This window comes from Parafilimonas sp. (assembly GCF_047606085.1).
GTDB lineage: Bacteria > Bacteroidota > Bacteroidia > Chitinophagales > Chitinophagaceae > Parafilimonas.
The window spans coordinates 1-25,323 of record NZ_JASGEX010000125.1; the positions used below are offsets into that span (position 1 = coordinate 1).

At 43.9% G+C, this 25,323-nt stretch carries 24 protein-coding genes; 14 read left to right on the forward strand and 10 right to left on the reverse strand.

Features of this window, described 5'->3' with window-relative positions:
- Positions 1–152: 152 nt before the first annotated feature.
- The 11 genes from QM629_RS11225 to QM629_RS11275 all read left to right on the forward strand — a co-directional run bounded on the left by QM629_RS11225 (position 153) and on the right by QM629_RS11275 (position 12,173).
- Positions 153–1,217: a glycosyltransferase gene (locus QM629_RS11225; RefSeq protein ID WP_415159963.1), complete on the forward strand. Its 1,065-nt coding sequence runs from the start codon at positions 153–155 to the stop codon at positions 1,215–1,217.
- Complete coding sequence (locus tag QM629_RS11230) at positions 1,217–2,158, forward strand: glycosyltransferase family 2 protein (RefSeq protein ID WP_415159964.1); 942 nt, start codon at positions 1,217–1,219, stop codon at positions 2,156–2,158. The genes QM629_RS11225 and QM629_RS11230 overlap by 1 nt, the downstream gene beginning before the upstream one ends.
- On the forward strand, positions 2,127–3,077 hold the full coding sequence (locus QM629_RS11235) for a hypothetical protein (RefSeq protein WP_415159965.1): 951 nt from the start codon (positions 2,127–2,129) through the stop codon (positions 3,075–3,077). The genes QM629_RS11230 and QM629_RS11235 overlap by 32 nt, the downstream gene beginning before the upstream one ends.
- 48 nt (positions 3,078–3,125) lie before the next feature.
- Entirely contained in the window at positions 3,126–4,232 is a 1,107-nt protein-coding gene (locus QM629_RS11240; RefSeq protein ID WP_415159966.1) for a hypothetical protein, read from the forward strand.
- Between the two features lie 31 nt (positions 4,233–4,263).
- Positions 4,264–5,292: a hypothetical protein gene (locus QM629_RS11245; RefSeq protein WP_415159967.1), complete on the forward strand. Its 1,029-nt coding sequence runs from the start codon at positions 4,264–4,266 to the stop codon at positions 5,290–5,292.
- Between the two features lie 90 nt (positions 5,293–5,382).
- Complete coding sequence (locus QM629_RS11250; protein WP_415159968.1) at positions 5,383–6,375, forward strand: glycosyltransferase family 2 protein; 993 nt, start codon at positions 5,383–5,385, stop codon at positions 6,373–6,375.
- A gap of 44 nt (positions 6,376–6,419) precedes the next feature.
- Positions 6,420–7,604: a glycosyltransferase family 4 protein gene (locus QM629_RS11255; protein ID WP_415159969.1), complete on the forward strand. Its 1,185-nt coding sequence runs from the start codon at positions 6,420–6,422 to the stop codon at positions 7,602–7,604.
- A gap of 195 nt (positions 7,605–7,799) precedes the next feature.
- A complete protein-coding gene (locus QM629_RS11260; protein WP_415159970.1) occupies positions 7,800–9,155 on the forward strand; it encodes a hypothetical protein in 1,356 nt (451 codons plus the stop codon).
- Between the two features lie 15 nt (positions 9,156–9,170).
- Positions 9,171–10,175, forward strand: coding sequence for a glycosyltransferase family 4 protein (locus QM629_RS11265; RefSeq protein WP_415159971.1), 1,005 nt, complete (start codon positions 9,171–9,173; stop codon positions 10,173–10,175).
- A gap of 1 nt (position 10,176) precedes the next feature.
- On the forward strand, positions 10,177–10,959 hold the full coding sequence (locus QM629_RS11270) for a glycosyltransferase family 2 protein (RefSeq protein ID WP_415159972.1): 783 nt from the start codon (positions 10,177–10,179) through the stop codon (positions 10,957–10,959).
- A 77-nt stretch (positions 10,960–11,036) separates the two neighbouring features.
- Entirely contained in the window at positions 11,037–12,173 is a 1,137-nt protein-coding gene (locus QM629_RS11275) for an XrtY-associated glycosyltransferase XYAG1 (protein WP_415159973.1), read from the forward strand.
- A gap of 99 nt (positions 12,174–12,272) precedes the next feature.
- Here QM629_RS11275 and QM629_RS11280 read toward each other — a convergent pair whose 3' ends face one another.
- The 4 genes from QM629_RS11280 to QM629_RS11295 form a co-directional block, all read right to left on the reverse strand.
- Positions 12,273–12,833 (reverse strand): hypothetical protein, encoded by a 561-nt coding sequence (locus QM629_RS11280; protein WP_415159974.1) that lies wholly within the window; start codon positions 12,831–12,833, stop codon positions 12,273–12,275.
- A gap of 174 nt (positions 12,834–13,007) precedes the next feature.
- A complete protein-coding gene (hemB, locus tag QM629_RS11285) occupies positions 13,008–13,982 on the reverse strand; it encodes a porphobilinogen synthase (RefSeq protein ID WP_415159975.1) in 975 nt (324 codons plus the stop codon).
- 66 nt (positions 13,983–14,048) lie between these two features.
- Complete coding sequence (hemF, locus tag QM629_RS11290; protein ID WP_415159976.1) at positions 14,049–15,020, reverse strand: oxygen-dependent coproporphyrinogen oxidase; 972 nt, start codon at positions 15,018–15,020, stop codon at positions 14,049–14,051.
- A gap of 289 nt (positions 15,021–15,309) precedes the next feature.
- Positions 15,310–16,218: a DMT family transporter gene (locus tag QM629_RS11295; RefSeq protein ID WP_415159977.1), complete on the reverse strand. Its 909-nt coding sequence runs from the start codon at positions 16,216–16,218 to the stop codon at positions 15,310–15,312.
- A gap of 475 nt (positions 16,219–16,693) precedes the next feature.
- Between QM629_RS11295 and QM629_RS11300 the strand changes: the two genes are divergently transcribed.
- Complete coding sequence (locus QM629_RS11300; protein ID WP_415159978.1) at positions 16,694–17,545, forward strand: NAD(P)-dependent oxidoreductase; 852 nt, start codon at positions 16,694–16,696, stop codon at positions 17,543–17,545.
- 86 nt (positions 17,546–17,631) lie between these two features.
- Here the strand turns inward: QM629_RS11300 and QM629_RS11305 are convergent, their stop codons facing one another.
- The 4 genes from QM629_RS11305 to QM629_RS11320 form a co-directional block, all read right to left on the reverse strand.
- Entirely contained in the window at positions 17,632–18,711 is a 1,080-nt protein-coding gene (locus QM629_RS11305; RefSeq protein ID WP_415159979.1) for an ABC transporter substrate-binding protein, read from the reverse strand.
- 265 nt (positions 18,712–18,976) lie between these two features.
- Entirely contained in the window at positions 18,977–19,732 is a 756-nt protein-coding gene (locus QM629_RS11310; protein ID WP_415159980.1) for an ABC transporter ATP-binding protein, read from the reverse strand.
- Entirely contained in the window at positions 19,707–20,525 is an 819-nt protein-coding gene (locus QM629_RS11315; RefSeq protein WP_415159981.1) for an ABC transporter permease, read from the reverse strand. Before QM629_RS11315 ends, QM629_RS11310 begins: the two co-directional genes overlap by 26 nt.
- 290 nt (positions 20,526–20,815) lie before the next feature.
- Positions 20,816–21,367, reverse strand: coding sequence for a hypothetical protein (locus tag QM629_RS11320; protein ID WP_415159982.1), 552 nt, complete (start codon positions 21,365–21,367; stop codon positions 20,816–20,818).
- A 138-nt stretch (positions 21,368–21,505) separates the two neighbouring features.
- Between QM629_RS11320 and QM629_RS11325 the strand changes: the two genes are divergently transcribed.
- Complete coding sequence (locus QM629_RS11325) at positions 21,506–22,054, forward strand: Uma2 family endonuclease (protein WP_415159983.1); 549 nt, start codon at positions 21,506–21,508, stop codon at positions 22,052–22,054.
- Positions 22,055–22,067: 13 nt separating this feature from the next.
- On the opposite strand, the gene QM629_RS11330 is transcribed toward QM629_RS11325, so the two are convergent.
- Together QM629_RS11330 and QM629_RS11335 are read right to left on the reverse strand one after the other, a co-directional pair.
- Positions 22,068–22,913: an RnfABCDGE type electron transport complex subunit D gene (locus QM629_RS11330; RefSeq protein ID WP_415159984.1), complete on the reverse strand. Its 846-nt coding sequence runs from the start codon at positions 22,911–22,913 to the stop codon at positions 22,068–22,070.
- A 3-nt stretch (positions 22,914–22,916) separates the two neighbouring features.
- A complete protein-coding gene (locus QM629_RS11335; protein ID WP_415159985.1) occupies positions 22,917–24,719 on the reverse strand; it encodes a CRTAC1 family protein in 1,803 nt (600 codons plus the stop codon).
- Positions 24,720–24,921: 202 nt separating this feature from the next.
- Here QM629_RS11335 and QM629_RS11340 point away from each other — a divergent pair.
- A partial coding sequence (locus QM629_RS11340; protein ID WP_415159986.1) for a tetratricopeptide repeat protein occupies positions 24,922–25,323 on the forward strand: 402 nt, incomplete at its 3' end.

Consider the following 25,323-nt stretch of genomic DNA (forward strand, 5'->3'; position numbering starts at 1 on the left):
GAAACCGAGCATGATAATTTTTCTCACACAACCTGTCCCGAACCAGCTTCGGGAGGGGAATGCCTGCCTGCCGGTGAGGCAGGTACATAGCGAGGTTCTCCCGAAGCAAGTTCGGGACAGGCATGAGGCCGTTGAAAAACAAAAATGCACGAATGAAGCCCGGAAATGATTGCCAGGGTTTTTCACTGGTGCTTTGCACGCATAACGGAACTTCCAGGCTGCAGCAAACACTCCGGTACCTGGCAGCGCTGAACATTCCCGAAAATATTTCCGTTGAAATAATAATGATAGATAATGCCTCAACCGATAATACAACCGGCTTTAGCTGCAATCTCTGGCGTGAGCTCGGATCACCTTTCCCCTTACATATTCTGTATGAGCCAAGGCCCGGTAAAGGCTATGCTGTTGAAACAGGATATGATGCAGCTAAATTTGAATGGATGATAATAGTGGATGATGATAACTGGCTGTGCCGCGATTACCTGCTGCATGCTGCCAGGCTGATAAAGGAACATCCGGGCGCCGGTATTTTTCAGGGCTGTAACGATGCGGTGTTTGAATGTGATCCGCCTGCATGGATTAAGGCGCTCAACCTGGAGCATTATATGGTTATTGGCAGCCCGGTAAAAAAGCCGGGTTATTTTGATCAGAATTATTACGGCGTATGGGGAGCCGGCATGATCATTAAAAATACTGACTGGCAATGCCTGCGAAAGCTTGGCTTTGCTGCATTAACCAGCAAGGTGCCGGGCAAAGCAGCGGGAGAGGATGTAGAACTGGCTTTCGGCTTATTGCTGATGGGGAGGAAAATATATTATTGCCAGGCCCTGCATTACAGGCATTTTATGCCGTCATCGAGGCTTGCATGGATGGCCCTCAAAAAAAACTTCGCCACTTTTGGTTATGCCGATTATTATTTTTTCCTCTACAGGATGGTATTTGATGCTTTTGATAAACAATATGTCTTAAGCCTTAAAAAGCTAAGGCGTGCATTTATCATATATTTCCTGAAGCTATTAAAAACCCAGGGCGCCTGGAATAATCTCAAATACCTGTTTATAAAAGAAAAGGCTATGTACCGGCTGAAGCTAAAACAATATTACAATGCCCTGTATTGGTTTTACAGGCTCTCAGGCAATGCCATGAAAGATATACAGTTCATTCAGGGATGGATGGTGCCTTTGCTGGAAAAAAATCCGGATGGGTTTAAAATTTAATGGAAGTTTCTGTTATTATACCGAATTATAACCATGCGCCTTTTCTTGAAAAACGGATCGAATCTGTATTAAATCAAACCTTTAAAGATTTTGAAGTAATTATACTGGATGATTGTTCTGCCGATAACAGCAGGGAAATTATAGAATTGTACAGAAGCCACCCCAGTGTTTCGCAAATAATGTACAATGAAGCAAACAGCGGCAGCACCTTTAAACAATGGGATAAGGGCGTTGTGCTGGCACAGGGAGAATATATATGGATAGCAGAAAGCGATGATTATGCCAATGTAAGCTTCCTGGAACAGGCCATGCTGAAATTGAAAAAAGATAAAAGCCTTGGATTGTATTTCTGTAATTATCATGCTATTGATGAGAAGGGTAATATTATGCTTTCAAACGATAGCTATCCTGCTGTTTTTATCAATTATTTTATTAATGGTGAAAGCATGAGAGGCAGGGCCTTTTGCGAACAGTACCTTTTCTTCAACTGCATTATTTCAAACGCCAGCGGCGTTGTTTTTAAAAAATCACTTTTTATGGAAGCTGATAAAAGCTATATGCGTTTAAAAGTATCGGGCGACTGGCGTATATGGGTAAACATTTGTTATAATGCCCGCATATTCTTTGATGAAAGAAAACTCAATTATTTCAGGGCGCATCCGCATAATGTACGGTCGTTAAAAGCCAGCCTTATGGGCGCAGAAGCTGTACAAAACATGGTGCGCTTCGTTAAAAAAACGAAGGATAAAGCCATACGGAAGCAGCTTAAAGAAAGCATTTGTAAAACATGGGTATATAGTTTTAGCCTGAATAAAAACTTTTGTTTGAATATAGCGCTTATAAAAAGTATTTTATTAATTGATATTTTTTTTCCTGTGCGGTTAATAAAAAGGGCATATAAAAAGTTGCATGGTCAAAAGCATCATTTGCACCTTGTTTGAAGGACATTATCATTATGGTGTTGCGGCACTCATTAATTCCCTGCATACAAACGGGTTTAAGGGTAAAATATATATCGGCTATAAAGGTGAACTGCCTGAGTGGGTAAAGGGAGAAAAAAATACAATAGCAGAATGGCATGATGTTATTATTATGAAAACCATGCAGCATATACACCTGCATTTCCTGCCCATAACTACAGGATGGCATTTAAGTAATTATAAACCCGATTTTTTTCTGCAGGTAATTGAAAAGATTAAGCCTGAATTTGATCTGCTGTTTTATTTTGATCCGGATATAGTCATTGCTTATCCCTGGGATTTTTTTGAAAGTTGGGCGCAGCAGGGCGTATGCCTTGTTCAGGAAATTGCAGCAGTGGCAATGCCGTCTTCCCATCCTGTAAGGCATGAATGGAAGAAAATAATCCGTGCATTAAACTACCCTATGTCCTGCCATTTGCATGCAGGCTTAAACAGTGGATTTTGCGGGGTATCAAAAACAAACATCAGCTTCCTGAAATATTGGTCAAACCTGCTGCATCACGTTGTCAGATATAACCAGGTAAATCCCTCCGTGTTCGCACAAACAAATGCAGGCCATGCTTTTCATTTTGCAGACCAGGATACCTTCAATATGGCAGCTATGTGTTATGATGGTGAGATAAGCGAAATGGGGCCTGATGCTATGAGCTTTATAAACGGCGGGTGGAAGGTTATGGCGCATGCAACCGGCTTTCCAAAGCCCTGGAAAAAAAATTGCTTATTGTATGCTTTAAAAGGCTTTCCCCCTTCCATTGCAGAAAAAGCATATTGGAAAAACGCGGATGGTTTTATTAAAGTCCGTAATTCCGGAAGCATTTTGCTGAAAAAACTATATATAAAGCTTGCATCTTTTATCGGGCGTTTTTACAGGCGCTATTGAATTTTAGGTTAAGGTAATCATTAGCATAACACGACTTCTTTTCTTTTTTTGAACATCATCTTCCTTTGCAGCAGCCTTGAGCCCGGGCAGGATGGGGTGGGCGATTATACCCGCAAGCTTGCCGGCGCACTGATAAAACTGGGTAACCAGGCGGCTATTGCCGCTTTACATGATAAATCCATACACAAAGGTTATGCGGAAGAATGCCAGCATGATGAAGATGTGCAGGTGCCTGTAATTCGCTTTTCAAATCTTTTTTCGTGGAAGGCCCGCATTGCAAAGGCTAATGATTACATCAACCGCTTTAGCCCCGAATGGATAAGCCTGCAATATGTGCCTTACGGGTTCAGCAAAAAGGGGTTGCCGTTTTATTTACCTCATATAATAAAGCAGTTGGGAAAAAATTGCAAATGGCATATCATGTTTCACGAAATATGGACAGGCATAAGCGCGCTCTCTCCCATAAAACATAAAATGTATGGTTTTTTTCAAAAGCAGGTCTGCGCTAATCTTATACAAATGCTTTCGCCTCAGAAAATCACTACCACTAACCGGTTATACCAGCTGGCGCTGCGGAAAAAGAAAATATACGCAGAGGTGATGCCCTTGTTCAGTAACATAGCCAACGGCCCTGCTGACCACCATTTTTTGCAACAGATAGAAAAAGAAAACCACATACATTTTAGTGATGCATCGCTTTTGGTAATAGGCATTTTTGGAACGCTCTATCCCGTTGCAAAGCTTTATGCGGAAATACCCGCCCATATACAAAAAACAGGCGCCGGAAAGAAAATAGCGCTGGTATTTATTGGAAGAAATAACCACCCCGGAGAACTGGGGAAAATTAAAAAAGCGCTGCATAATCCTGTACAGATAATAGAATTAGGAGAAATGGAAGCTGCAAAGGTGTCAACGGTGTTCAGCATATTACACGAAGCCATTTTATGCACGCCGGTGGAACATATTGGCAAAAGCGGCGCTTTTGCCGCACTGATTTATCATGGGGTTAAAGTGACAGCGCCTTCTTCGCAGCCCATTCCCGAATATGCGGATGAAATAAGCCGGTATAACAGCATGCTGCAAAGCAAAACGCCTGTAGAATGGGGTGTAGGCGCCATTGCCGGCAAATTTGCCCGGTACCTGTCAAATGACTAATAATAGAAGCTCAAAAATCATTCAATATTGCATGGCTGCGGTGGCAATAGATTCAGGGAAGGGCGGTAATGGCGATGTATGGATGCGGCTGGTAAGCTTGTATGCAGTTGCAGCCATTTACCCTTCTGTGCAAATAAGCGTCTTTGTGCCGCCCTTTATGCAAAGGCTGGCTACGCATATTTTTTCGGACAGGCTTTTCATCAGTTGTGGCAGGCCTTCCGGAAGGTCATTAATTTATACTTCGCTGGGTATAAAAAACCTGGTAATCCCAATTATAAAAGGATGCAGGTTTATATCGCCTTACGGCAGACAGGTGCTGCGTAAAAAAGGCAATTTCTGCAGGCAGGTTGCGGGGAACATGCTGTACGCCATTTTTGACAGGTTAGGTGTTATCCAGTCGCCACCTGCAGCAGGGAAAACTGTTTACCAGGGCTATGAAGAAATAACTGCCGTTAAGGCTTTCCGGAAAACGTCTTACAATGCCTTTTGCCGGCAACTTAAAAAAGATATGGCCAGCCTGCAATACAAATCAGTAAATGGCGCACCTGTATCCCGGGCATTGCATATTCCCGGAGATTTACATCAATATATCCTTGTTTTCCCAGCCGGCACGGCAAGGCAGTTTATTCCGGTATGGTGGGCAAAGAAATTCCTGCCACATGCCTGCTATGCCTTTTTTTATAAAGATAAAATGGCAAACGCATTTTTGCGGCAGGGGTTAAAGGTTGTTTACTTTTACGAAGAGCCGGGCGATATAATCGAACTGGCAAAATATGCCCGGCATACGTTAAGCACAGACAGCTTTCCATCGCACCTGCTTCAGTATGCAACCGGTAATTGTTCTATTACCATTACCGAAGCGCCCGCAAATGCTGTTACGAGCCCCGCATTCACGGGCAGGGTTATTGATGCCGTGGCGCCCTGCCACCCCTGCCTGCACATGGATCGTGGCAATCATCCCCTCTGCCAGGCTGGTTATGAAGAATGTATTAACTGGAAAAGCGAAGTATATACAAAGAATATTTTATCGGCTGTTTGCCCTGTAAAAAACATTATCTGAGTGCGGCAATTTGGCAAAAGGATATGATTGCCCGCCTGTTTAAATGCAATATTAAAGATGGTTCACCTGAAATTTTCCCGGGAATTTTAAATGAAGGTATCTGTTTGCATACCCACTTTTAACCAGGCGCATTGCCTTCAAAATTGTATTAACAGTGTGCTGGCGCAAAGCCTGCTGCCTTGTGAAATTATTATTTCAAACGATGCCAGCACAGATAATACGGCAACTGTTCTCACCATGCTGAAGCGCAAAACAACCTTGTTAAAAGTAATCCATCAGCCGGGCAATACAGGCATAACCGCCAATGTTAATGCCTGTTTTAAACAGGCTATGGGCGATTATATCGTAAGGCTGGACTCTGATGACCTGCTTTTACCGGGTTATATACGTTATTTAAGTGGGTTGCTGAACAGGCACCCCATGGCAGGGTATGCCCATTGTGCTGTGCAGGAAATAAATGAGCATGAACAGGTGCTGCGGATACGCAGTCTTTTCAGGCAGGATGCGTTTGAAACAGGCGAAACTGCTTTAAAGAGATGCCTGAAAGGTTACAGAGTATCGGCCAATATTATTATGTTCAGGAAAAAGGCATTGCAGGAAACGGGGTTCCTGCAATGCCCTTCCAATTTTGCGGAAGATTATTACCTGGCTGCCGATATTGCAGCCCATGGGTATGGCAATGTATATACACCTGCTGTTTATGCCTGCTACAGGGTATGGAATAATGCCGGCCGGCAGCGGATGAAACGGAAACTGGAAGAAATAAAAGGGATAACCAATGTTTTTGAAGAAGTATTGGAGCCGGCTTTTAAAAAAAGAAATTATGCGGTGCGTGAAGTGCATAAAGCAAGAGAATATTTTGCTGTGGCGCATGCAAATTGCCTTTCAAACAGCATGTATAATGAAAATGAGAAGATGGAACTGAAGGCGGCATTGCTCAGGTTGTCATCTTCTGTATTTGTACGGTTTATGATTATGATGTATGAAAAAAAACTTTATTATCCTTTAGCGGGTTTCATTCATTTAAAGAATAATGGCCGGTTATTGATTAAAAATATCCTGCAAAAACTTCAGCCACACTGAAAATACTGGTTTCACATCCTACAGGCAATGCCAATGTTCGCGCTATGGTAACAGCCTTTGCACAGGAAGGGTTGCTGGAATATTTTTATACAACCGTGGCCGGTTTTGAAGACACTGCCTGGCTCCAATACCTTGTCAGGGATATTGGCAGGCGCGCGTTTAAAACCCATCTTAAGCCCTTTACCGTAACTCATCCCTGGCGGGAAATATGCCGCCAACTGGCAAACAGGACAGGTATATACAAATTAACGAAGGAGGAAAACAGCGTTTTCAGCATTGATGCGGTTTACAGAAGCCTTGACAGGTATGTTTCAAAAAGAATAAGCAAAGCTGCGGGGAGGGCCCGCCTGATATATGCTTATGAAGACGGGAGTTTTTACAGCTTTGCTGCAGCGAAAAAAACAGGGCTTGCCTGTGTGTACGATCTGCCCATAGCTTACTGGAAAACAGCCCTTAAATTATTGATGGAAGAAGCAGAGCGCCTGCCGGAATGGAAAAATACATTGAGGCGGAGTATTAATAATTCACCTGAAAAACTTGAAAGAAAAACCGCTGAAATGGAAATGGCAGACCTTGTAATTGCGCCCAGCCGGTTTGTGGCTGACTCCGTGTTGAAGGAGTTTTCAGGAAAAAAAATATTGGTCTCGCCCTTTGGCACGCCCCTGTTCTCTGAGGAAATTAAAAGGGCTGATTTGAAAAGAAACGACAGATTACGGGTGTTATTTGCAGGAAGCCTTGGCCAGCGAAAGGGACTGGCAGACCTGGCAAAGGCAATACAGGTTTTGAATAACCGAGGCGTAGAACTTGTTGTTATGGGCAGCAGGCTGGAGAAAGAAAGTTTTTATAAAAAACACCTGCCCGCATATACGTACATCAGGCCGGCTCCTCATTGCGGGGCGCTTAAGGTAATGTCTTCCTGCCATGTTCTCTGTTTGCCTTCCATAGTGGAAGGAAGGGCATTGGTAATGCAGGAAGCTATGAGCAGGGGATTGCCTATTATCATTACAAAAAACACAGGCGGGGAAGACCTGGTGAAGGAAGGTGAAACCGGGTTTGTGGTGCCTGTCCGTTCCCCGGAAATGATAGCGGAAAAGATAAACTGGTTTGCCGAGCATCGTAAATTTATTGCAGATATGGGGCTGGCCGCGGCCAGTCATGCCCGTGCTTATTCCTGGGAAGTTTACGGTGAAACCATAATCCATGCCATTCATGCAATGCCATTGATTTAAGGTGGATCTTAAACCTGTCAAGATGTGTGCAAAGTCCCTCTCCTTTGGAGAGGGATTTAGGTCAAAACAAGCTTAATTATGATTATTGAAGATTTACAAAAATCTAAATCTTAAGTTAACGGCATCAGCTATTCATGAACAAATTAATGGCCGTATGCAGGCAACCTGGTAAACGGCAAACCTGCAGCCAATCAAATGAAGCTTTTACCGGGCATACAGTATAAAGCGCTTCGCCGCCTGAAGGCTGCGGTATGGCTCTATTTCCTGCTGGTTATTTTTGAAGGGGCCTTGCGAAAATGGGTATTGCCGGGGCTTTCTGATCCTTTGCTTATTATACGCGATCCCATAGCTGTTTATATTATCCTGGCGGCCCGTGCAAAAGGGCTGTATGCATTTAACCCATATAGTTTCTGGATGGTGCTGGTTACCTGTATTGCAATGGTTACAGCGGTAACAATGGGGCATGGGAATGTTTTTGTAGCCTTATTCGGGGCCAGGGTATTCCTCATTCATTTTCCTTTAATGTTTGCTATTGGCCGCATACTGGATGCGGATGACCTTGTACAGATAGGGCGGGTAACTTTGGGGATCGCCATTCCCGCCACCTTGCTCATCATTATGCAGTTTTACAGCCCGCAGTCTGCTTTTGTAAACCGGGGCGTGGGAGGGGATGCGGGCGGCGCTGGTTTTAGCGGGGCGCTTGGCTATTACCGGCCGCCGGGATTTTTCTCGTTCACCAATGGCAATTCGTTGTATTACGGCTTCCTTGCGGCCTGTATTTTTTATTTTTGGTTTCATGCTTACCTTATTAACAGGCTGCTTCTTATTACGGCTACGGTATGTTTATTATTAGCTATACCATTTTCCATTAGCCGTACTTTGTTATTTGAAATCGCTTTATCCCTTTCTTTCATGATAATAGCCTTATTGCGCAAACCCGGTTATGTAAAAAGGATAGCCGCAGGCGCCGCACTGGTTGGAGCTGCATGGATATTATTAAAGGATATGCGTTTTTTTGGTGAAGGGATGAACGTTTTCATTGCCCGGTTTGAAAGCGCCAATGAAACCGAGGGCGGGTTGCATGGCGTATTTTTTGACCGCTTTGCAGGCGGCATGATCAGCGCCCTGCAAAATGCGCCCAACATACCCTTTTTCGGCTATGGCATTGGTATGGGCACCAATGCCGGCGCTGTGCTTTTATCAGGAGACCGGCAGTTTCTGATAGCGGAAGAAGAGTGGGGCCGTATTATCGGTGAACTGGGCCTGTTGCCTGGCTTTATTATTATTTTTATCAGGGTAAGTTTAAGTATTTCACTGTTAAAGAGGTGCATTAAAGAATTGCGGAAAGGGAACACATTGCCCTGGATGCTATTTAGTTTTGCGTTTATCAATATATGGCAGGGAAACTGGGCGCAGCCAACATCACTTGGTTTTGCTATGCTTGCAGGAGGCATGATACTGGCAGCATTTAATGATAGCCTGCCTGAAGAAGTTACCTTGTTTGAAAGTGCAGATGAAGAAACAGCATGTATGCCGGTGATTGAAGCATAAGCGATCAATATTGAAATGATAAAGGTGATTCATTTTCAGCGCAGGCCCAGGCCGGGTTTTAATTTCAGTATAGAAAGCATATTTGAAAGCCTTCGCTGCCAGTTAAAAAATAAGATTGATTTTAAGGTTGAAGTTTGCAGCCGGTTCAACGATGGTTACGTGTCGAAGGCTTTTAATATAATTGAGGCTGCTCTGCTACAGCAAAAGAATACAGTATTGCATATAACAGGCGAAATGCATTTTCTTAACCTGCTGATGCGTAAAAAAAATGTATTGCTTACCATACACGATTGCCGGTTCATGGAGCGTAAAACAAGCCTTCAGAAGAAAATGACGGGCTGGCTTTATTTAAAAGCCCCGGTTAAAAAAGCTGCTTATATAACTACAGTATCGTTAGCCACAAAAGAGGCGGTTATGCGTTATACCGGCTGCCATGCAGATAAAATACAGGTGGTGCCGGCTGCCATCAGCCAGGTATTCCAGCCGGCGCCTAAAGCCTTTAATAAAAGCTGCCCGGCAATATTGCAGGTAGGCGCTGCCGAAAATAAAAACCTGGCAAGGCTGGCAGAAGCAATAAAAAATATTCCATGCAGGCTGGTGATAGCGGGGAATGTGCATACAGGAGATATGGAAAAGCTCAGGAGATATGAAATTGATTTTACTGTTAAATCAAATCTCTCAACAGAAGCGTTATACCAGGAATATATCAACTGCGATCTGCTGGCTTTTGTATCTGTTTATGAAGGTTTTGGAATGCCCGTTATTGAGGCCAATGCAGTTGAACGGCCGGTGCTTGCCTCCAATATTTCTGCCATGCCCGAAGTAGCCGGCGATGCCGCCTGCCTGGTAGATCCGCATAACGTGGATGCGATACGGCAGGGGCTGCTGCAGATCATTTACAATGATGCCTATCGTGAACAGCTTATTATGAACGGGCGAAAAAACAGGCAGCGTTTTGATGCAGTAACCATTGCTGATGCATACTATCAGCTCTATAAAAAAATTGCAGCAGCTTTTTGACATGGACCGCCTTATTCCTGCAAAAACATTAACCGCTATAATACTTACCTGGAATGAGGAAGATAATATAGCCAGGGCCCTCCATCATCTTACCTGGCTGGAAAAGATTATTGTGGTTGACAGCGGCAGCACCGATAAAACCGTAGGGCTCATCAACAGTTTTCCCAATACGGAAGTATATGTAAGAAAGTTCGATACCCATGCGCGGCAATGGAATTATGGTTTGGGCCTCTGCAACAGTGAATGGGTGCTTAGCCTGGATGCAGATTATATGCTTAGTTATGCTTTTATTGAAGAGGTAAAACAAAAGCTTGCCCAAAATCACGCCTGCGCCTTTAATGCGGAGTTTGAATTTGTACTGTTTAAAAGACCGCTTGCCAGCAATAATACTACGCCAAGGCCGGTTTTATTTAAGCGCAGTGCCTGCATTTATTATGATGATGGCCATACGCAACGGCTTAGAATAAATGGCAAAACAGCCGGCCTTGAAAATAAGATACTGCATGACGACAGGAAGCCTTTAAGCCGTTGGCTGCTCAATCAGTCAGCTTATTCACTCAAAGAGGCCAACATGCTCGTGACCAAGCCGGAAGCAGAAATGTCATTCCTGGAAAAGCTCAGGAAAAAAAGAATCTATACACCGTTGCTGATGTTCTTTTTTTGCCTGATAGGGAAAAGAATGATCTTTAACGGGCAGCGGGGCTGGCATTATACCTTGCAGCGCACCATTGTGGAAATGCTGATATCGCTGAGGCTTACTGAAGAAAAGATCAATAAGAAATAAAGCTGAAGACACCGTAATGGCTGCAATGCCTTCACTAAAATTCCCCGGTTTTACCAGCTTTCTACCGGATTTGAGCAATGAAAATCCTTCATCTTGTTCCCTCTTATAAACCTGCTTATGTGTATGGCGGCCCGGTGGAATCCATTGCCGGGCTTTGCGAAACCCTGGCCGCCGCAGGTGAGGATGTAACGGTATATGCCACCACAGCCAATGGCAATACAGCATTAGAAGTTGAGCCGGGTAAACTGTATATGATTGAAGGGGTTAAGGTTATCTATTTTAAACGGCAGACAAAAGATCCCCTGCACCTGTCTTTTGGATTACTGAAAAGCCTGTATAAGCATTGCCGGGAATTTGATGTGGTGCATATACATTCCTGGTGGAATATTCCTGCTATGGCGGGCCTGTTTATCTGTAAAAAAAGAAAGGTAAAAACCCTGTTATCGCCCAGGGGCATGCTGAGCAGTTATATCATCAATCATTCCAACAGCCGGGTAAAGCGGCTTGCCCATCAGCTTATAGGCAAATCGCTGCTCCGATATAGTTACCTGCATGCAACGGCTGCAATGGAAATGGAAGCGTGCAGGCGGATAATGCCGGGCTGGCAAGGCAAAACGCTATCGAATATCAGTAAGCTGCCGCCTGTGGAAATGGTCAAGCAGCCGAACCCTGTTTTTACCCTCGTTTTTCTTTCCCGCATCCATCCTAAAAAGGGGCTGGAATTGTTGTTTGAAGCAATAGCGGGTATAAACAAGCCGCTCTGTTTGCAAATAGCCGGCAGCGGTGAAAATGCTTATATAAGCAGGCTGGTAAAAAAAGCAGAACGGCTGGGCATTGCCAATAAAATACAATGGCTGGGCTGGAAAGGCCGGGAAGAAAAATTTGAGGTGCTGATGCAGGCCAGCCTGTTTGTGCTGCCCAGCTATGATGAAAATTTTGGCAATGTAGTAGTGGAAGCCCTGCACGCTGGCACGCCGGTGCTGGTAACAGAAGGCGTTGCTTTAAGCGCATTTGTGCATGAATATGGCCTGGGCTGGGTATGCCGGCCTGAGCCTGCTTCCATACAGGCCGCACTTATGGATGCCATGCAGGATGAAGCCAGGCGCAGTGCCATCAGGTTTATAGCCCCGTCTCTTATTCAGCAATATTTTTCTCCCTGTAGGCTGGTCAAACAGTACCGGGAAATGTACAGGGAGGTGGTAAGTGGTGAATAGCAGGCATCTGCATTTCTTCATCAGCCTTCCTATGCCCTGGGAAATTTAAAAGATGGGTCTGACGCTTTGAAGCGTCTGACCCCGTTACCGCTCAATGCTTCATTGCAGGTTGATCTGGTATTCCGTATTCCTGTTCTTTGGCAAATATCTTTCCGGCACTTCAATATTTTTGGCGTTGGCATCCCAGAAAATGCTTGCAATGTAATACCGTGTCCCGTCAAAATATAACTGGATGTTGTTGATGCCCTTCGTTATTTCCTGCTCCCCGTCTTTGTTGGTATAATGCGATTCATAAGTGGAAAAAACCTGCGAGCCTGCACCATAGGTATTGGTAATGCGGTATAGTTCATCTTCATTAAACCCAATGTCGGGCAGCCGGGTTTGGTTGCGGGTAATATACTCATCCGGCGTTATGCTTTGTAAAGAAGATACGCCGCCATTCTTGCCCGGAACGGCTATATACATGCGTGCATCCGGGGCAAACAGCGAACGGAAGGTATCCCAATCCCTTTCTTCGCCCACAGGCCCCGAAATTACATCATATAATGCGTGTATAATGCCATCTACTGTGCTTACGTTGGCCGTATGGCTTTGATCCTGGCTGAAAGTTTTGCCTGCCAGCAGGATGAACAGGAAAACTAAAATTGGTTTATGCTTCATCGCTTCCTTTTAAAATGGTACGATTGCAATAACGGCAAGTAGTTTAAATTATGTATTAAAAGAATTTTAAAACTAAAAAACGAGTGGTATTCTGTGGCCTGTGAGGCGTGACTTTTTATGGATATGGGCCGGAAAGCTGCCGGCTAAAATGAACAGCGCATCATGCCGGATCATTTATCCCAACAACTTCGCCGCATCTTTTGCAAAATACGTAGCTATGAGGTCGGCCCCGGCGCGCTTAATGGAAGTAAGCGTTTCCAATACGGCTTTGTGCTCATCAATCCAGCCCATTTTGGCAGCCGCTTTTATCATGGCATATTCCCCGCTGATGTTATACACGCTTACGGGAACATGCACTGAATTTTTTACCTCACGCACAATATCAAGATAGGGCAGGCCTGGTTTTACCATTATAATATCCGCGCCTTCTTCTTCATCCATTAATGCTTCTTTCACGGCTTCAATACGGTTGGCATAATTCATCTGGTATGTCTTCTTGTCGCCAAAGCCCGGCGCTGAATCCAGCGCATCCCTGAATGGCCCGTAAAAGCAGGAAGCATATTTTGCACTGTAAGCCATAATGCCTGTTTTTGTAAAATTATTTTCTTCCAGGGCTTCCCGTATGGCAGCAATACGGCCATCCATCATATCACTTGGCGCTACCATATCCACACCGGCTTCCGCATGGCTTATGCTCATTTTTACCAATGCATCCACCGTTTCATCATTCACTATTTCTCCGTCTTTTACAATGCCATCATGCCCGTAAACTGAATAGGGGTCAAGCGCCACATCCGTCATTACATATATCTCAGGCACAGCTTCTTTAATGGCTTTAATACTGCGCTGCATTAAACCGTTTTTATTCCAGGCTTCCTTTCCGGTATTATCTTTCAGTTCATCTTTACATTTAATGAACAGCAGCACGCTTTTTATACCCAGGCTGTATAATTCCTTTACCTCTGTAATGGTATGGTCAATGCTCATGCGGTAATAGCCGGGCATGGATGCGATCTCCGTTTTCACATTTTCGCCTTCATCAATAAACAACGGCACGATAAAATCGTTTGGCGTTAATACTGTTTCCGCCACTAAACTTCTCACAGAAGCATTTGCCCTTAAAATTCTGTTTCGTCTTTGTAAATACATAAATGCCCTCCTTGCCTCCCTAAAGGGAGAAATTTTAAGTCTCTGACTAATTTTATATAACTCCCTTTAAGGTTGGGGTATCCATTCCCCCGGCTTTAAACAAACCTGTAATAGTTTATCTTCTTCACTGCCTGGCGCCGGCTTATAATTGTATTCAAACCGCACTGTTGCCGGCAGGCTCATTAAAATGCTTTCTGTTCTGCCATTGGTTTTTAAACCAAAAATGGTCCCTCGGTCATGAATTAAATTGAATTCTACATAACGGCCTCTTCTTATTTCCTGCCAGTGCTTATGCGCTGTATTATAAACCGTATTTTTTCTTTTTTCCGCTATCGGAATATACGCATCCATAAAAGCATAACCGCAGGCTTTCGCCAAATCAGCCCAAAATGTGGCATCAGGATTTTCATCACATCTTTGATGATCATAAAAAATACCGCCGATGCCCCTGCGCTCATTATTGCGGTGTGTGTTTACGAAATAATCATCGCAATTTTTTTTGAAAGCCGGGTACAGGCTTTTATCAAAAGCATCGCAGGCATTTTTTAATGTTTGATGAAAATGTTGCGCATCTTCTTCAAACAGATAATACGGCGTAAGATCAGTACCGCCGCCAAACCAGCGGTCAGCTAATAAGCCATCCGCATTATACAATTCAAACATGCGGTAATTAAAATGCACGGTGGGCACAAACGGGTTTAGAGGATGTATCACAGAACTTATGCCTGCGGCAAACCAGGTGGCATCATTACTTAGAAAAGGTATCTGCAATACTTTGCACATGCGTTCCGTTAAATGGCCATACACCACAGATGTATTTACGCCACCTTTCTCAAACACATTTCCGTTTTGGATAACTTTCGTTAAGCCGCCGCCGCCTTTGCCTTCTGCACGCTGCCATTCGTCTTCTGTAAATTTTGCTTTGCCATCCACTGCTTCAAGCGCTTTGCATATATCATGCTGCAGGTGGTAAATAAATTCAATCCATTGCTGGCGGAATTCTTTTGTTGCTGTCTTGTGCGTTGTTCCCTCAACCATAAAGCGGTGCAAAGTTGAATAAAAATGGCCGGAGGGAAGATGGAATTAAATCATCTCTAACAAACATGACAATAACATGACGAAACCGAGCATGATAATTTTTTTCTCACACATCCGACAATTGAAAAAACAAACAGTTACGGATGAAACATAATGGTTGGCAATGGCCGCTCCCTGTATTATTTTAAATGATGCAAGGCAATATGCAAATGCAGTTACCTGTAAGGAAAGCCTGGAAGAATAATATTATTGGGCAGCTCGTTCCTGATGCTCAGCGCCTGTATATCATTCAAGCCGTTCCGGGTTTCTTCTTTTGCACAAGATATAATCCCGCTATTACTAATGCTACGCCCGCAACAGTATATAGGCTGACTGGTTCATGCAACATCACAGCCGCAATGATAAAGCCGGAAACAGGACAAAGAAATAACCAGAAAGAAGCCTTAACAGGATCTTTTCTTAAAAGATATAACCATAGCTGAACAGCAAAAAGCGATACAGCAATAGCAAGCCACAGTACCGACCCAAGCCACTTACAATCGAAATTATTTTTGGCAGGTTGATAAGTTATGGCCGCAACAGGTAATAAAAAAATACCGCCAAATAAAGTTTGCCATCCGTTAAGGGCAAGTATATGCAGGTTGTTCCATTGCTGTTTTGAAAAATATACAGCGCCTGCCGAATAGGAAATCGTGCTGATAAATAAAATGGATAAACCACCCGGTGTGGCATAGCTGCTTTCAAAAAGCGGCATTGCTGCGATAAAAATCCCGGAGCAGCACAGCAGCAGGCTTATTACAGCAACACGCTTCACAGGATGATGCAGCCATATACCTGCCATAATGCTTATGAGTATGGGATTGATGGCTACAGAAAGCGAACCCAGCCCGGCAGACACATGCTGCATGGCAATAACATATAATCCAAGATAAATGCTGATGTTAAGCAAGCCATATACAGCCAGTTGTTTCCATTCTTTACCTGCGGGCAATCTTTTTCTCAAAACGATATGTGCGATCAGCAACATAATAATTGCTGCAATAAAAAACCTTGGAATGGCAACAACGAAGGGTTGCGCTGATTGCAAACCGATCTTTGTGGCTGCCGCAGCAGACGACCAAAGGATGGCGAATAGTATGCCTGCTGCAATTATGCTGTAATTAAACTGCGTGGCCTGTGTATGTTTTTTAACTGCCATAAAATTTGCAAAGATGTATGAAAAGCCGGCGAACCAATATTGCAATGGCATATTAATTTTAAAACAACATCTTTTGTCCGGATGGTTGATCCTGGTAACCAAATTGAACAGATGAACCCTGTAAGCCACGTTAGAAAATGTAAGAACGTGCATTACACAATTAGCTATAGTGCGCAAGGGATAAATTAGTGAACAATATTTCTTTGTCAGACCTCACCCCCAACCCCTCCCGAATGGTTGGGACAGGTTCTCCAAAGGAGAGGGGAGCTAATATGATGCTGTTAACTCTTTTCTTTATCAGAAATGCCTTAAAGAATGGTGGCCTGCATTAGATGCCAACCGGGAAATTTTTCATTATAAAAAGGGTGAACTGCTGTTTAAAGAAGGCGATAAAGTAGAAGGTGTATTTTTTATGCCGGAAGGGTGTGCCTTTTCACACCTTACTATCAGTAACTTCACTCAAAAAAATATTTGTATGATAAAAGCATTTTTAGGCATGGGCTTATTGGGCTCAAACTTCGTGAAGGCAATGTTGGGAAAAGGCGATGCGGTGCAGGTGTGGAACCGTACCACATCAAAGGCAAAGGCGCTGGAACAATATGGGGCAAAAGTTTTTGACAATGCAGAACAGGCTGCAGAAGGCGCCGATATTATTCATGTTACATTAAAAGACGATGCAACAGTTGACGAAGTGCTGGATGCCGCATCAAAAGGGTTTAAAGAAGGCGCTGTTATTTTCGATCACACCACCACTTCGGTTAAAGGCGCTGTGCAAAGAACCTCGTATTGGAAAGATAAAGGCTTCATCTATCAGCATGCGCCTGTTTTTATGGGGCCGCAGAATGCATTGGAAAGCACAGGTTTTATGCTTGTTTCCGGCAACCAGTCGGTTATTGAAAAGTATGAGCCCATATTATCTGCAATGACCGGCAAGCTTTTAAATTTTGGCGCCCGGGAAGGTAAGGCGGCAGGCATAAAATTATCGGGCAACCTTTTCCTGCTGAGCCTCACGGCAGGGCTTGCTGACGCACTTGCACTGGCTAAAGTGCATGGCATACAACCTTCAGAACTGCTGTTTCTTTTCAATAACTGGAACCTGGGTGCAATGGTGCCTGCCCGGTTAAAGAAAATAACAGATGCTGCATTCAATGAGCCGTCGTGGGAGTTGAATATGGCGCGAAAAGATGCCGGGCTGATGTTGTCTGCAGCAAAAGAAGGAGGAACAGCATTGGCTGTTATACCGTCTATTGCAGCCGTGATGGATGCATGGATAGCCAAAGGCCATGGCAATGATGACTGGAGCGTGATAGCCAAAGACAGCCTTTAAACAGTTAACCTTGCTGCAATAAGAATTTTGGTGAAACCCTTGCCGCCAACAATGACGGCAAGGGCGAAATATCAATAACCGGCGCTTTATTTTGAATTAAGATCGGCAACATTAAGATCGGCAGGCGTTATTTCTTTAGGTATAAAGCTGCGGTTAATAAGTTCATCCATTGGTATCTTCTTTTTGAGGAAGCCAAGCTTTAAGCCCATGTCTTCAATTCGCTGCAGGTCTTCATCAGTAGGGGTGAGGCCTACATATTTTACCCGTTCGGGCGAAGAGGTAAGCACATAATTCAACACCTTTTCATTTTGATGAAAATAAGGGGCTACCAGCTTTGCGGCATCAGCGCGGTGTGTTTCTGCCCATAGCCCTGATTGGGCTATGCCATTTACAAGGTCTTTTACTACATCAGGATTGTTTTTAATAAGGTCCTCATGCACTACCAATGCGCAGGAAATAAAGTTGGGCCATATATCCCTGGCATAATAAAGAATGCGGCCTGTGCCGTCAAATTCAGCCTTGGCACAAAAAGGCTCGCCCACAAAATAAGCGTCAATGGCGCCGGCAGCCAGCGATGTGGGCATATCAGGCGGCGGAAGAATAACGAATGTTATATCGTCTGGCTTCATGCCATAGTCTTCCATCAGTTTATGAATCACAAAATTCTGGTTGCTGAAAAAGCTGGGCAGGGCAAGTTTTTTCCCCTTAAGATCCCGCAGGCTCCTGATGGCGCTGTTTTTTCCCACCACAATTTCAGAGCCATCGCGGTGACCGAGATAGCAAATTTGTACCGGCACGCCCTGCTCACGAAGCTTCATTGCCAGCGGCACGATCATAAAAGTTGCCTGTACCTGTTTGGCCTCCAGGGCGCTTACCACGGTGGGGAAGTCTGTAAATAACCTCGAATTAAAATTGGTGTTGGTTTGCGTGTTCTTGGATGCAAAATCGGTAACCGGGCAGGTAAGGTGGCAGGTTACCGGCAGAAAGCCTATCGTAAGCTCTCGTGTGGCTTTTTTATTGCCTCCTTCATGAATTGCGTCGGCGGAAGTTGCAAGAGCGGGATTTTTTCCGGAGGAAGTATTTTCCCATGGTTTGAAACGCAGCAGTGCAATAGCAGCGATAGCTATCGCTGCTATTAAGACAAGGCGTGTTGTTTTTGATTTCATCCTTATAGATTTTGTTTTTTAATTGTAGGATGGAACCTTTGATGATAAAAATTTTCATTCCCCTGTGTGATATAAATGAAAATTTTTATCATGCCGGTTTCATCTGTTTATTTTTTTATTAGGCCAGATGCCTGCCTGTCCGGCAGACAGGGAACGCCCCAATAACCATTCCCCTGTTTGTGAAAATTTTACATGGGCGTTTCATATATGATTTATTTATTGTTGAACAAATTGTTTTTAAGGCTTAGGCGCTTGCCTGCAGGTGTCATACACCGGCTTCTTTCAGTATGCCCAGTTCTTCCAGAATTTCTTTCATAGCTTTTACTACTTCGCTATCGGTTAAATCCCTTGGCTTGGGCGCTGAATTTTTTAATTCCCTCAATATAGTTGCGGGCCTTTTTGATAATACCAGCACCCGGTCTGCCAGTTGTGCAGCTTCTTCAATATCGTGTGTAACAAAAACCACGGTACGGGGCCGGTTTTCAAGCAGCCGCACCAGTTCATACCGCATGCGTAATCTTGTTTGATAGTCCAAAGCAGAAAAAGGCTCGTCCATCAGCAATATATCAGAGTTGCCGGCAAGCGCCCTTGCCAGCTCTGCCCGCTGGCGCATGCCTCCTGATAATTCATGCGGGTAATGATGTTTGAAATCCTGCAGGTGAATTAATTCAAAGAGCGACTGTAATTCCTTTGCGCGCTGAAGCGGGTCTTTTAGCGAGCGCAGGCCCATGCTGATATTTTCTGAAACGGTAAGCCAGGGAAAAAGGCCGTCCTGCTGGTAAACCGTTCGTATAACGCCTTCCCTGTGCACAGACCCCAGGTCTGGTTGTATATGCCCTGACAATAAATTTAAAATAGTTGTTTTACCGCAGCCTGATGGGCCTACTATAACGACCAGCTCACCTGAATTTACGGTAAGTGTAAGGTCCTGGATTATCGGCATTGTTCCAAAACTTTTGGAAACATGCTGCAGTGTAAGCCTGTTGTTGCCTGTCTTATCTTTCATAACCCCAGCGTACATTTGGTATTTTTGAAAATTGTAATAAAAAGCGGTCAATGCCCATGCCGAGCAAGCCGATAACGATCATATAACAGGCTGCAGAGTCAAGCCTTAATCCATTCCTTGCTTCCCATATACCATAACCCAGCCCATCCTGGCAGCCTACCATTTCCGCTGCAACAATTACCACCCATGCAATGCCATAGCTAACGCGCAATGCCGTGATAACCTGCGGAAGCACGGCCGGGAAAGTTACTTTGGTAAGCAGCTCAATTCCCTTATAGTTGTAATCTTTCGCTACCCTGAAATAAATAGCCGGGATGGTAGCAACGGCAGACATGGTGGCCAGCGCCAGCGGGAAAAAGGTAGCCATAAATATGAGAAATACAGCGGGCTTATCGCCTATATGAAACCAAAGTATGGCAAAGGGGATCCATGCAAGCGGGGAGAGAAAACGGAAAAAATTGAGCACCGGCAAAAAAGCCTGCCGTGCAGTACTATGCTGCCCCAGCCATAACCCTGCCGGTATGCCCAATACAGCAGAAAGTATAAAGCCAACAGCAACCCGCCATAAGGAAGCTACAATATCTGTGAGTAAACTGCCGGACTTTGCATCTTCCCAAAAGCTTTTTACCACTGCGCCGGGCGTGGGCATGGCATACGATGGAAAAATATTGAAATGTACCAGCAAATACCAGGTAAGCAACATGCAGAAGAAGACAACCAGGGGCAATATAAACCGCCACCGGCCGGGTTTGTAAGTGGCAGCCGGTTTTATGGGAGCAGCCAATTTCCGGGAATTGAATAATGCCATAGAATTTATTTCTTTGGTAATAAGATGTTGAATGAAGATAAGGCCACGGGTTATCAATGGCCGGGCGCTTAATTCAATAATAAAATGGATGTGGTTTATGTAAATGCTTGGTCAACTGACAGCAGCCTATAGTTCTCTTTCTACATTACAAAGAAAACTATTGTTATGTTAAGTGTGAGTTGTCAGTAGTGAATAGTGAATAATTGCAGGAACACACGCACAATTGACCACTCGCCACTCACTTCAAATACAGCAATTCACCATTAAACATAACACGGTAGGGCATGCAGTTAAACTATTTCAGGCGGCTTGGAAGGCAGCATGATAAAAGAGGGGCAAATGATATTATTATCTGCAGCCATGTATATGCAGGGCGCTTTAAAAAAAGACAGGGATAAATCGTAACCGGCCTTATAATTGTATTCAGAGAAAAATAATTTTAGCAGGGAATTCATCACTTTGTCACTGGAAGAAGATGGTTGTGCATCGCCGGCATATTTTGCATACTCATTATTTACCTTATGCAGCTTGTTCTTTTCATGGTTGGCAATACATTGCAGGATCAATGTATCATTGGCCAGTTTTCGGTTTACATAATTATAAAAAACACCATTAATTTTTATTGTGCCGTCGCAGCGCTTAAACCCGCTTCTGTCGCAGGCGTAAGGCATGTTAAGCGGTATTTTCAGCGTGATCAGTTCTGATTCGCTATACTGGTTATTGTCTAATTTTTGCACCAGTGATTTGTCAGCTTTTTGCTCAAAGTAATTTAATACAAGCCTGTAACCGCCCATTGTAAAAACATGGATTGACAGGAGCGCTATAGCAAAAAGTTTTCTCAACAACAGTAATGAATTAATTTGCTAAAGATAGAGCGAATGAAGGACTTTGCAAGGGGTTAAGAAAAAAGAATATTGTTAGAACAGTTAATGCGGCGGCCTGTAATGGCAGCAGTTAGAATAAATCTTTAACTTTAATTCATGGAAACGCAAACTATTCCAAGAACAATAAAACAGGTGTTTGACATGCTGCCTGAAGGCACATTGGCACAACTTATAAAAAACAATATTGTTATGTCTCCCGCACCCACTGAAGCGCACCAGCGTATGTTAATGTTTTTATCTACCGAAATAAATATTTATGTACGAAAAAATAAATTGGGCAGGGTGTATGCTGCGCCCATAGATGTTGAGCTTAATGATCACAATGTATATCAGCCCGACCTGGTATTTATCAGCGAAGAAAATGCCGGCATCATTCATCAGAAAAGAATTTATGGCGCTCCCGGTATGGTGATAGAAATATTATCTCCTGGTACAGAACAGTATGACAAAAATGAAAAACGGAAAGTTTATGAAGCATCTGGCGTAAGGGAATATATATTGGTGGATATACGGCAGATAATGCCCTCAGCAACCTGCTATATTTTAAATGCAGCAAAGGCCATGTTTGAAGAAGTATGCACAAATGAAACTGCGCTTGCTATTTGCACATTGCACAATCTGCAGATAAATTTAAAAGATTATTGATCCATAGCTGTCTTCAAACCTGCGCCTTTTGCAGTTGCGCTTCGGGCGCATTTCTTTTTAAATCAATAAACCTGGCCAGCGGCCCCACGAGGAACAGTGCGAAGAAAGGCGCATAAATAAAATGGCTGAGGCGCAAAACAAACTCTGCCAGCGCCACCAGTATCGCAACGATTATTCTTCCCTTTTTGGTTGACACAGATGTGGGCGGATCGGTTATCATAAAAAATATGAACAACTGGTATGTGGGGCCGGTAAGCGGCGCCAGCTCTGCAAGAAAAGCATCGCCGGTAATAAGGCTGCGAATATATGCGAGGATAATAAAGCTTATAACGTATGTTACTGTTACATGCAGCCGCTTTGCCCTGTTCACGATTAACAATCCCAATATCCAGATAACAGACATGGCCGCAAGATTGCTTCCCCATTGTATGCTCAGGCCGGCTACCTGCATGCTGTTTAAAAAAAGCATCCACGAAACGCCAAAGTTGGAAGGGTTCCATAAATGCCTTCCCTTATAGCGCAACACATATTTTGAAAGAATGGAAAGCAGTGCTGTGACAAAATATGGCCAAACAAGATTCGACCGCACCAGTATGCCCACGCTTATGCCTGTTATATAAGCGCTGGCAAGATTTTTACGTGTGCCCAATACCGTTCTCGCCAATATTATTTCAGCCGCCACGGATGTGCCTATGGCCACTACAAGGTTTACATAGCTGTCTAAGATGCCATAAGTAACCTGGCCGATCAATAATATAAGTGTAATGAACGCCGGTGGTATATATTGGAAATTATTTTTTATCCACCGGGAAAAAACATTCATTTTTTGCAGGCTTTCTGTTTTTAGCGCTTGTTCCATCAGTTATCTGGTTTCTTTTACAGTGTGCAGTTGATTAATTTCCGGGTTTTCAATTGTATCAATACGCCCCGATGGCCAGTATATCGTTACCTTGTCTATTTTCCCGCTGCTGCCTAACCCAAAATGAAGCCGGTGCTGGTTTTGCGAAGAAAACCCAATGCCGCCGGTAACCACCTGCACCTGCTTTTTACCATCCCATTCCACTTGTGCTTTTGCGCCAATGGCATCTGCATTGGAAACCGTTCCAATCAAATCAAAATCTATCCAGTGATTATTGTTGCCGGGTTCATTTTTATAAACAAGCGGTTTATTGTTTTGATTGGCCACAATAACATCCAGCACGCCCCTGTTCCATAAATCAGCCAGGGCTACGGCGCGGCCATCATAGGTGGCGGGCGGGCACACCCGGCCCGATACATCTTCAAACAAACCATCGCTGTTATTCAGCCAGATTTTATCTTCTTCATACCCCGACTGGCTTTTGCCTTCCATATCGGGCCAGTGTTTCGCATCGCCTATAATATTGTTGTTACCATCCATAATTTTTGAGTAATCGTACCAGTAAGACGTATTTTTTTTGGCTGAAATAAAGCCATTGGCAACATAGAGGTCCATATAGCCATCATTATTTAGATCGCCTAACTGCGCCCCATAAGCCCAGCCTGCATTTTCAATTCCGGATATCTGCGCAAGGTTTACAAACGAAGGGTCATCTTTCATATTCTCACTATTGGGCAGCCAGTAGTTATTGCCTTGTATTAAAATGCCTTTTTCGGTAATGTTGGTTGTGTAAATACCAATGTTCCCATCATTATTAATATCGCCGAAAGAAGCGTTCATGCCGCTTTTGGGTATGCGGCCCACGCCTGCTGAACTTCCTTTCTCCTCAAATTTTTTGCCACCTTCATTCAAATAAAATTCATCTACATTATAATCGTTGGCAACGTATAATTCAGGATACCCATCGCCGTTAAAATCGGCAGCCGCGGCGGCAAGCACCCATTTGGTGGAAGTGAGGCCGTATTCCTGTGTTACATCTTTAAACTTTCCGTTGCCCGTGTTCATTAAAAGATATTTTCGGCCGCCGTTATTGGCATACCTGAAACTCTCGGGCATCATCCTGGTAGTATGCAGGCTATCCAGGTGAAAAGTTTCTTTATAATACCCGCCAATGAAAATATCAGGCAGGCCATCGTTATTAAAATCAAGCCAGATGGCGCTATTGGCGTTTACCCAGGCTGGCAAGCCGCCGCCTTCGGTTACACGCTCAAATTTTTTGCCATCCATATTCTTAAACAGTTCCGGCTTTCCCCATTTATATAAAAGCAGGTCTTTAAAACCATCATTATCATAATCGCACCAAACGGCGCCCATTGATACGCCGGTGCCTTTTGCGTTTACATCTGCCAGGCCCGCAGCAGCAGCCACATCTTCAAACCTGCCATCGTGCAGATTACGGTATAAGGCATTTCTGCTGCCTGTTTTACTGTTAGTGAAATAAAGGTCGTTCCAGCCGTCATTATCAAAATCGCAAACGGAAACAGATGCGCCCATGGATGCGATCTGCATTTTAATATGTTCTAATTTAGGATCGAGGTCAGGGCAGGCATGCACGAAAGTTATGCCGGCTGCCTCATTTACCGGTTCCAGGTAAAAACCATATTTCTTTAACGCGGTATCTTTTTGCCGGCTGTCAACACTATCGCTTCCCCCGGAAAACAAATTGTTGCGTGATAATATATACGTTGCAATCAGCAGGGCAATAAAAACAATAACAGCACCTGTTTTGGCAGCTTTTCTTTTCATTCGTACAAGTTTGTTTTTTCAATGGTCTCATGCCTGTCCCGAACTTGCTTCGGGAGAACCTCGCTATGCACCTGCCTCACCGGCAGGCAGGCATTCCCCTCCCGAAGCTGGTTCGGGACAGGTTGTGTGAGAAAAATTATCATGCTCGTTTTCATTACAAAAATTATTATTCAGCTTGTTAAGCAGGTAAAAATAATGATAAATGCAAATAATATATTTTGCCGTGCATATCAGGGTGGTTCTTATTATCTTCACCCGTTCTCATGCAAGCTTTGCGATTATGCCGGACAAACTATTCATTGCGTTAACGTTTACATTCCTGTTTATTGGATGCAAAATAAAGAATGACAATGCGGAAAATATGGCTGCAAATAGCAGCAACTCCCCGAGAATTAACGCTATTACTTTTCTGCACGACGGCAAATTTGATGAAGCGGAAATAGCTTTTAAAAAAGCCATAAAGGCAGAGCCCGGTAATATTTTAAACTACCTTGATCTGTCGCTTATTTATCTGAATAAAAATAAGTTTGCAGATGTTGAGAAACTGGTGCAGGATGGTTTGAAAATCCAGCCCGGGAATACTGACCTGATGCAGATACTGGCC

Excerpts from the sequence above, each read along its gene's own strand:
- QM629_RS11230 (WP_415159964.1), top strand. The coding sequence starts at position 1,217 with ATGGAAGTTTCTGTTATTATACCGAATTATAACCATGCGCCTTTTCTT.
- QM629_RS11275 (WP_415159973.1), top strand. The coding sequence starts at position 11,037 with ATGAAAATCCTTCATCTTGTTCCCTCTTATAAACCTGCTTATGTGTAT.
- QM629_RS11295 (WP_415159977.1), bottom strand. The coding sequence starts at position 16,218 with ATGGCAGTTAAAAAACATACACAGGCCACGCAGTTTAATTACAGCATA.
- QM629_RS11245 (WP_415159967.1), top strand. The coding sequence starts at position 4,264 with ATGGCTGCGGTGGCAATAGATTCAGGGAAGGGCGGTAATGGCGATGTA.
- QM629_RS11305 (WP_415159979.1), bottom strand. The coding sequence starts at position 18,711 with ATGAAATCAAAAACAACACGCCTTGTCTTAATAGCAGCGATAGCTATC.
- QM629_RS11255 (WP_415159969.1), top strand. The coding sequence starts at position 6,420 with ATGGTAACAGCCTTTGCACAGGAAGGGTTGCTGGAATATTTTTATACA.
- QM629_RS11225 (WP_415159963.1), top strand. The coding sequence starts at position 153 with ATGAAGCCCGGAAATGATTGCCAGGGTTTTTCACTGGTGCTTTGCACG.
- QM629_RS11250 (WP_415159968.1), top strand. The coding sequence starts at position 5,383 with ATGAAGGTATCTGTTTGCATACCCACTTTTAACCAGGCGCATTGCCTT.
- QM629_RS11325 (WP_415159983.1), top strand. The coding sequence starts at position 21,506 with ATGGAAACGCAAACTATTCCAAGAACAATAAAACAGGTGTTTGACATG.
- QM629_RS11330 (WP_415159984.1), bottom strand. The coding sequence starts at position 22,913 with ATGGAACAAGCGCTAAAAACAGAAAGCCTGCAAAAAATGAATGTTTTT.
- QM629_RS11335 (WP_415159985.1), bottom strand. The coding sequence starts at position 24,719 with ATGAAAAGAAAAGCTGCCAAAACAGGTGCTGTTATTGTTTTTATTGCC.
- QM629_RS11315 (WP_415159981.1), bottom strand. The coding sequence starts at position 20,525 with ATGGCATTATTCAATTCCCGGAAATTGGCTGCTCCCATAAAACCGGCT.
- QM629_RS11270 (WP_415159972.1), top strand. The coding sequence starts at position 10,177 with ATGGACCGCCTTATTCCTGCAAAAACATTAACCGCTATAATACTTACC.
- QM629_RS11260 (WP_415159970.1), top strand. The coding sequence starts at position 7,800 with ATGAAGCTTTTACCGGGCATACAGTATAAAGCGCTTCGCCGCCTGAAG.
- QM629_RS11235 (WP_415159965.1), top strand. The coding sequence starts at position 2,127 with ATGGTCAAAAGCATCATTTGCACCTTGTTTGAAGGACATTATCATTAT.
- QM629_RS11280 (WP_415159974.1), bottom strand. The coding sequence starts at position 12,833 with ATGAAGCATAAACCAATTTTAGTTTTCCTGTTCATCCTGCTGGCAGGC.
- hemB (WP_415159975.1), bottom strand. The coding sequence starts at position 13,982 with ATGTATTTACAAAGACGAAACAGAATTTTAAGGGCAAATGCTTCTGTG.
- QM629_RS11310 (WP_415159980.1), bottom strand. The coding sequence starts at position 19,732 with ATGTACGCTGGGGTTATGAAAGATAAGACAGGCAACAACAGGCTTACA.
- QM629_RS11300 (WP_415159978.1), top strand. The coding sequence starts at position 16,694 with ATGATAAAAGCATTTTTAGGCATGGGCTTATTGGGCTCAAACTTCGTG.
- QM629_RS11265 (WP_415159971.1), top strand. The coding sequence starts at position 9,171 with ATGATAAAGGTGATTCATTTTCAGCGCAGGCCCAGGCCGGGTTTTAAT.
- hemF (WP_415159976.1), bottom strand. The coding sequence starts at position 15,020 with ATGGTTGAGGGAACAACGCACAAGACAGCAACAAAAGAATTCCGCCAG.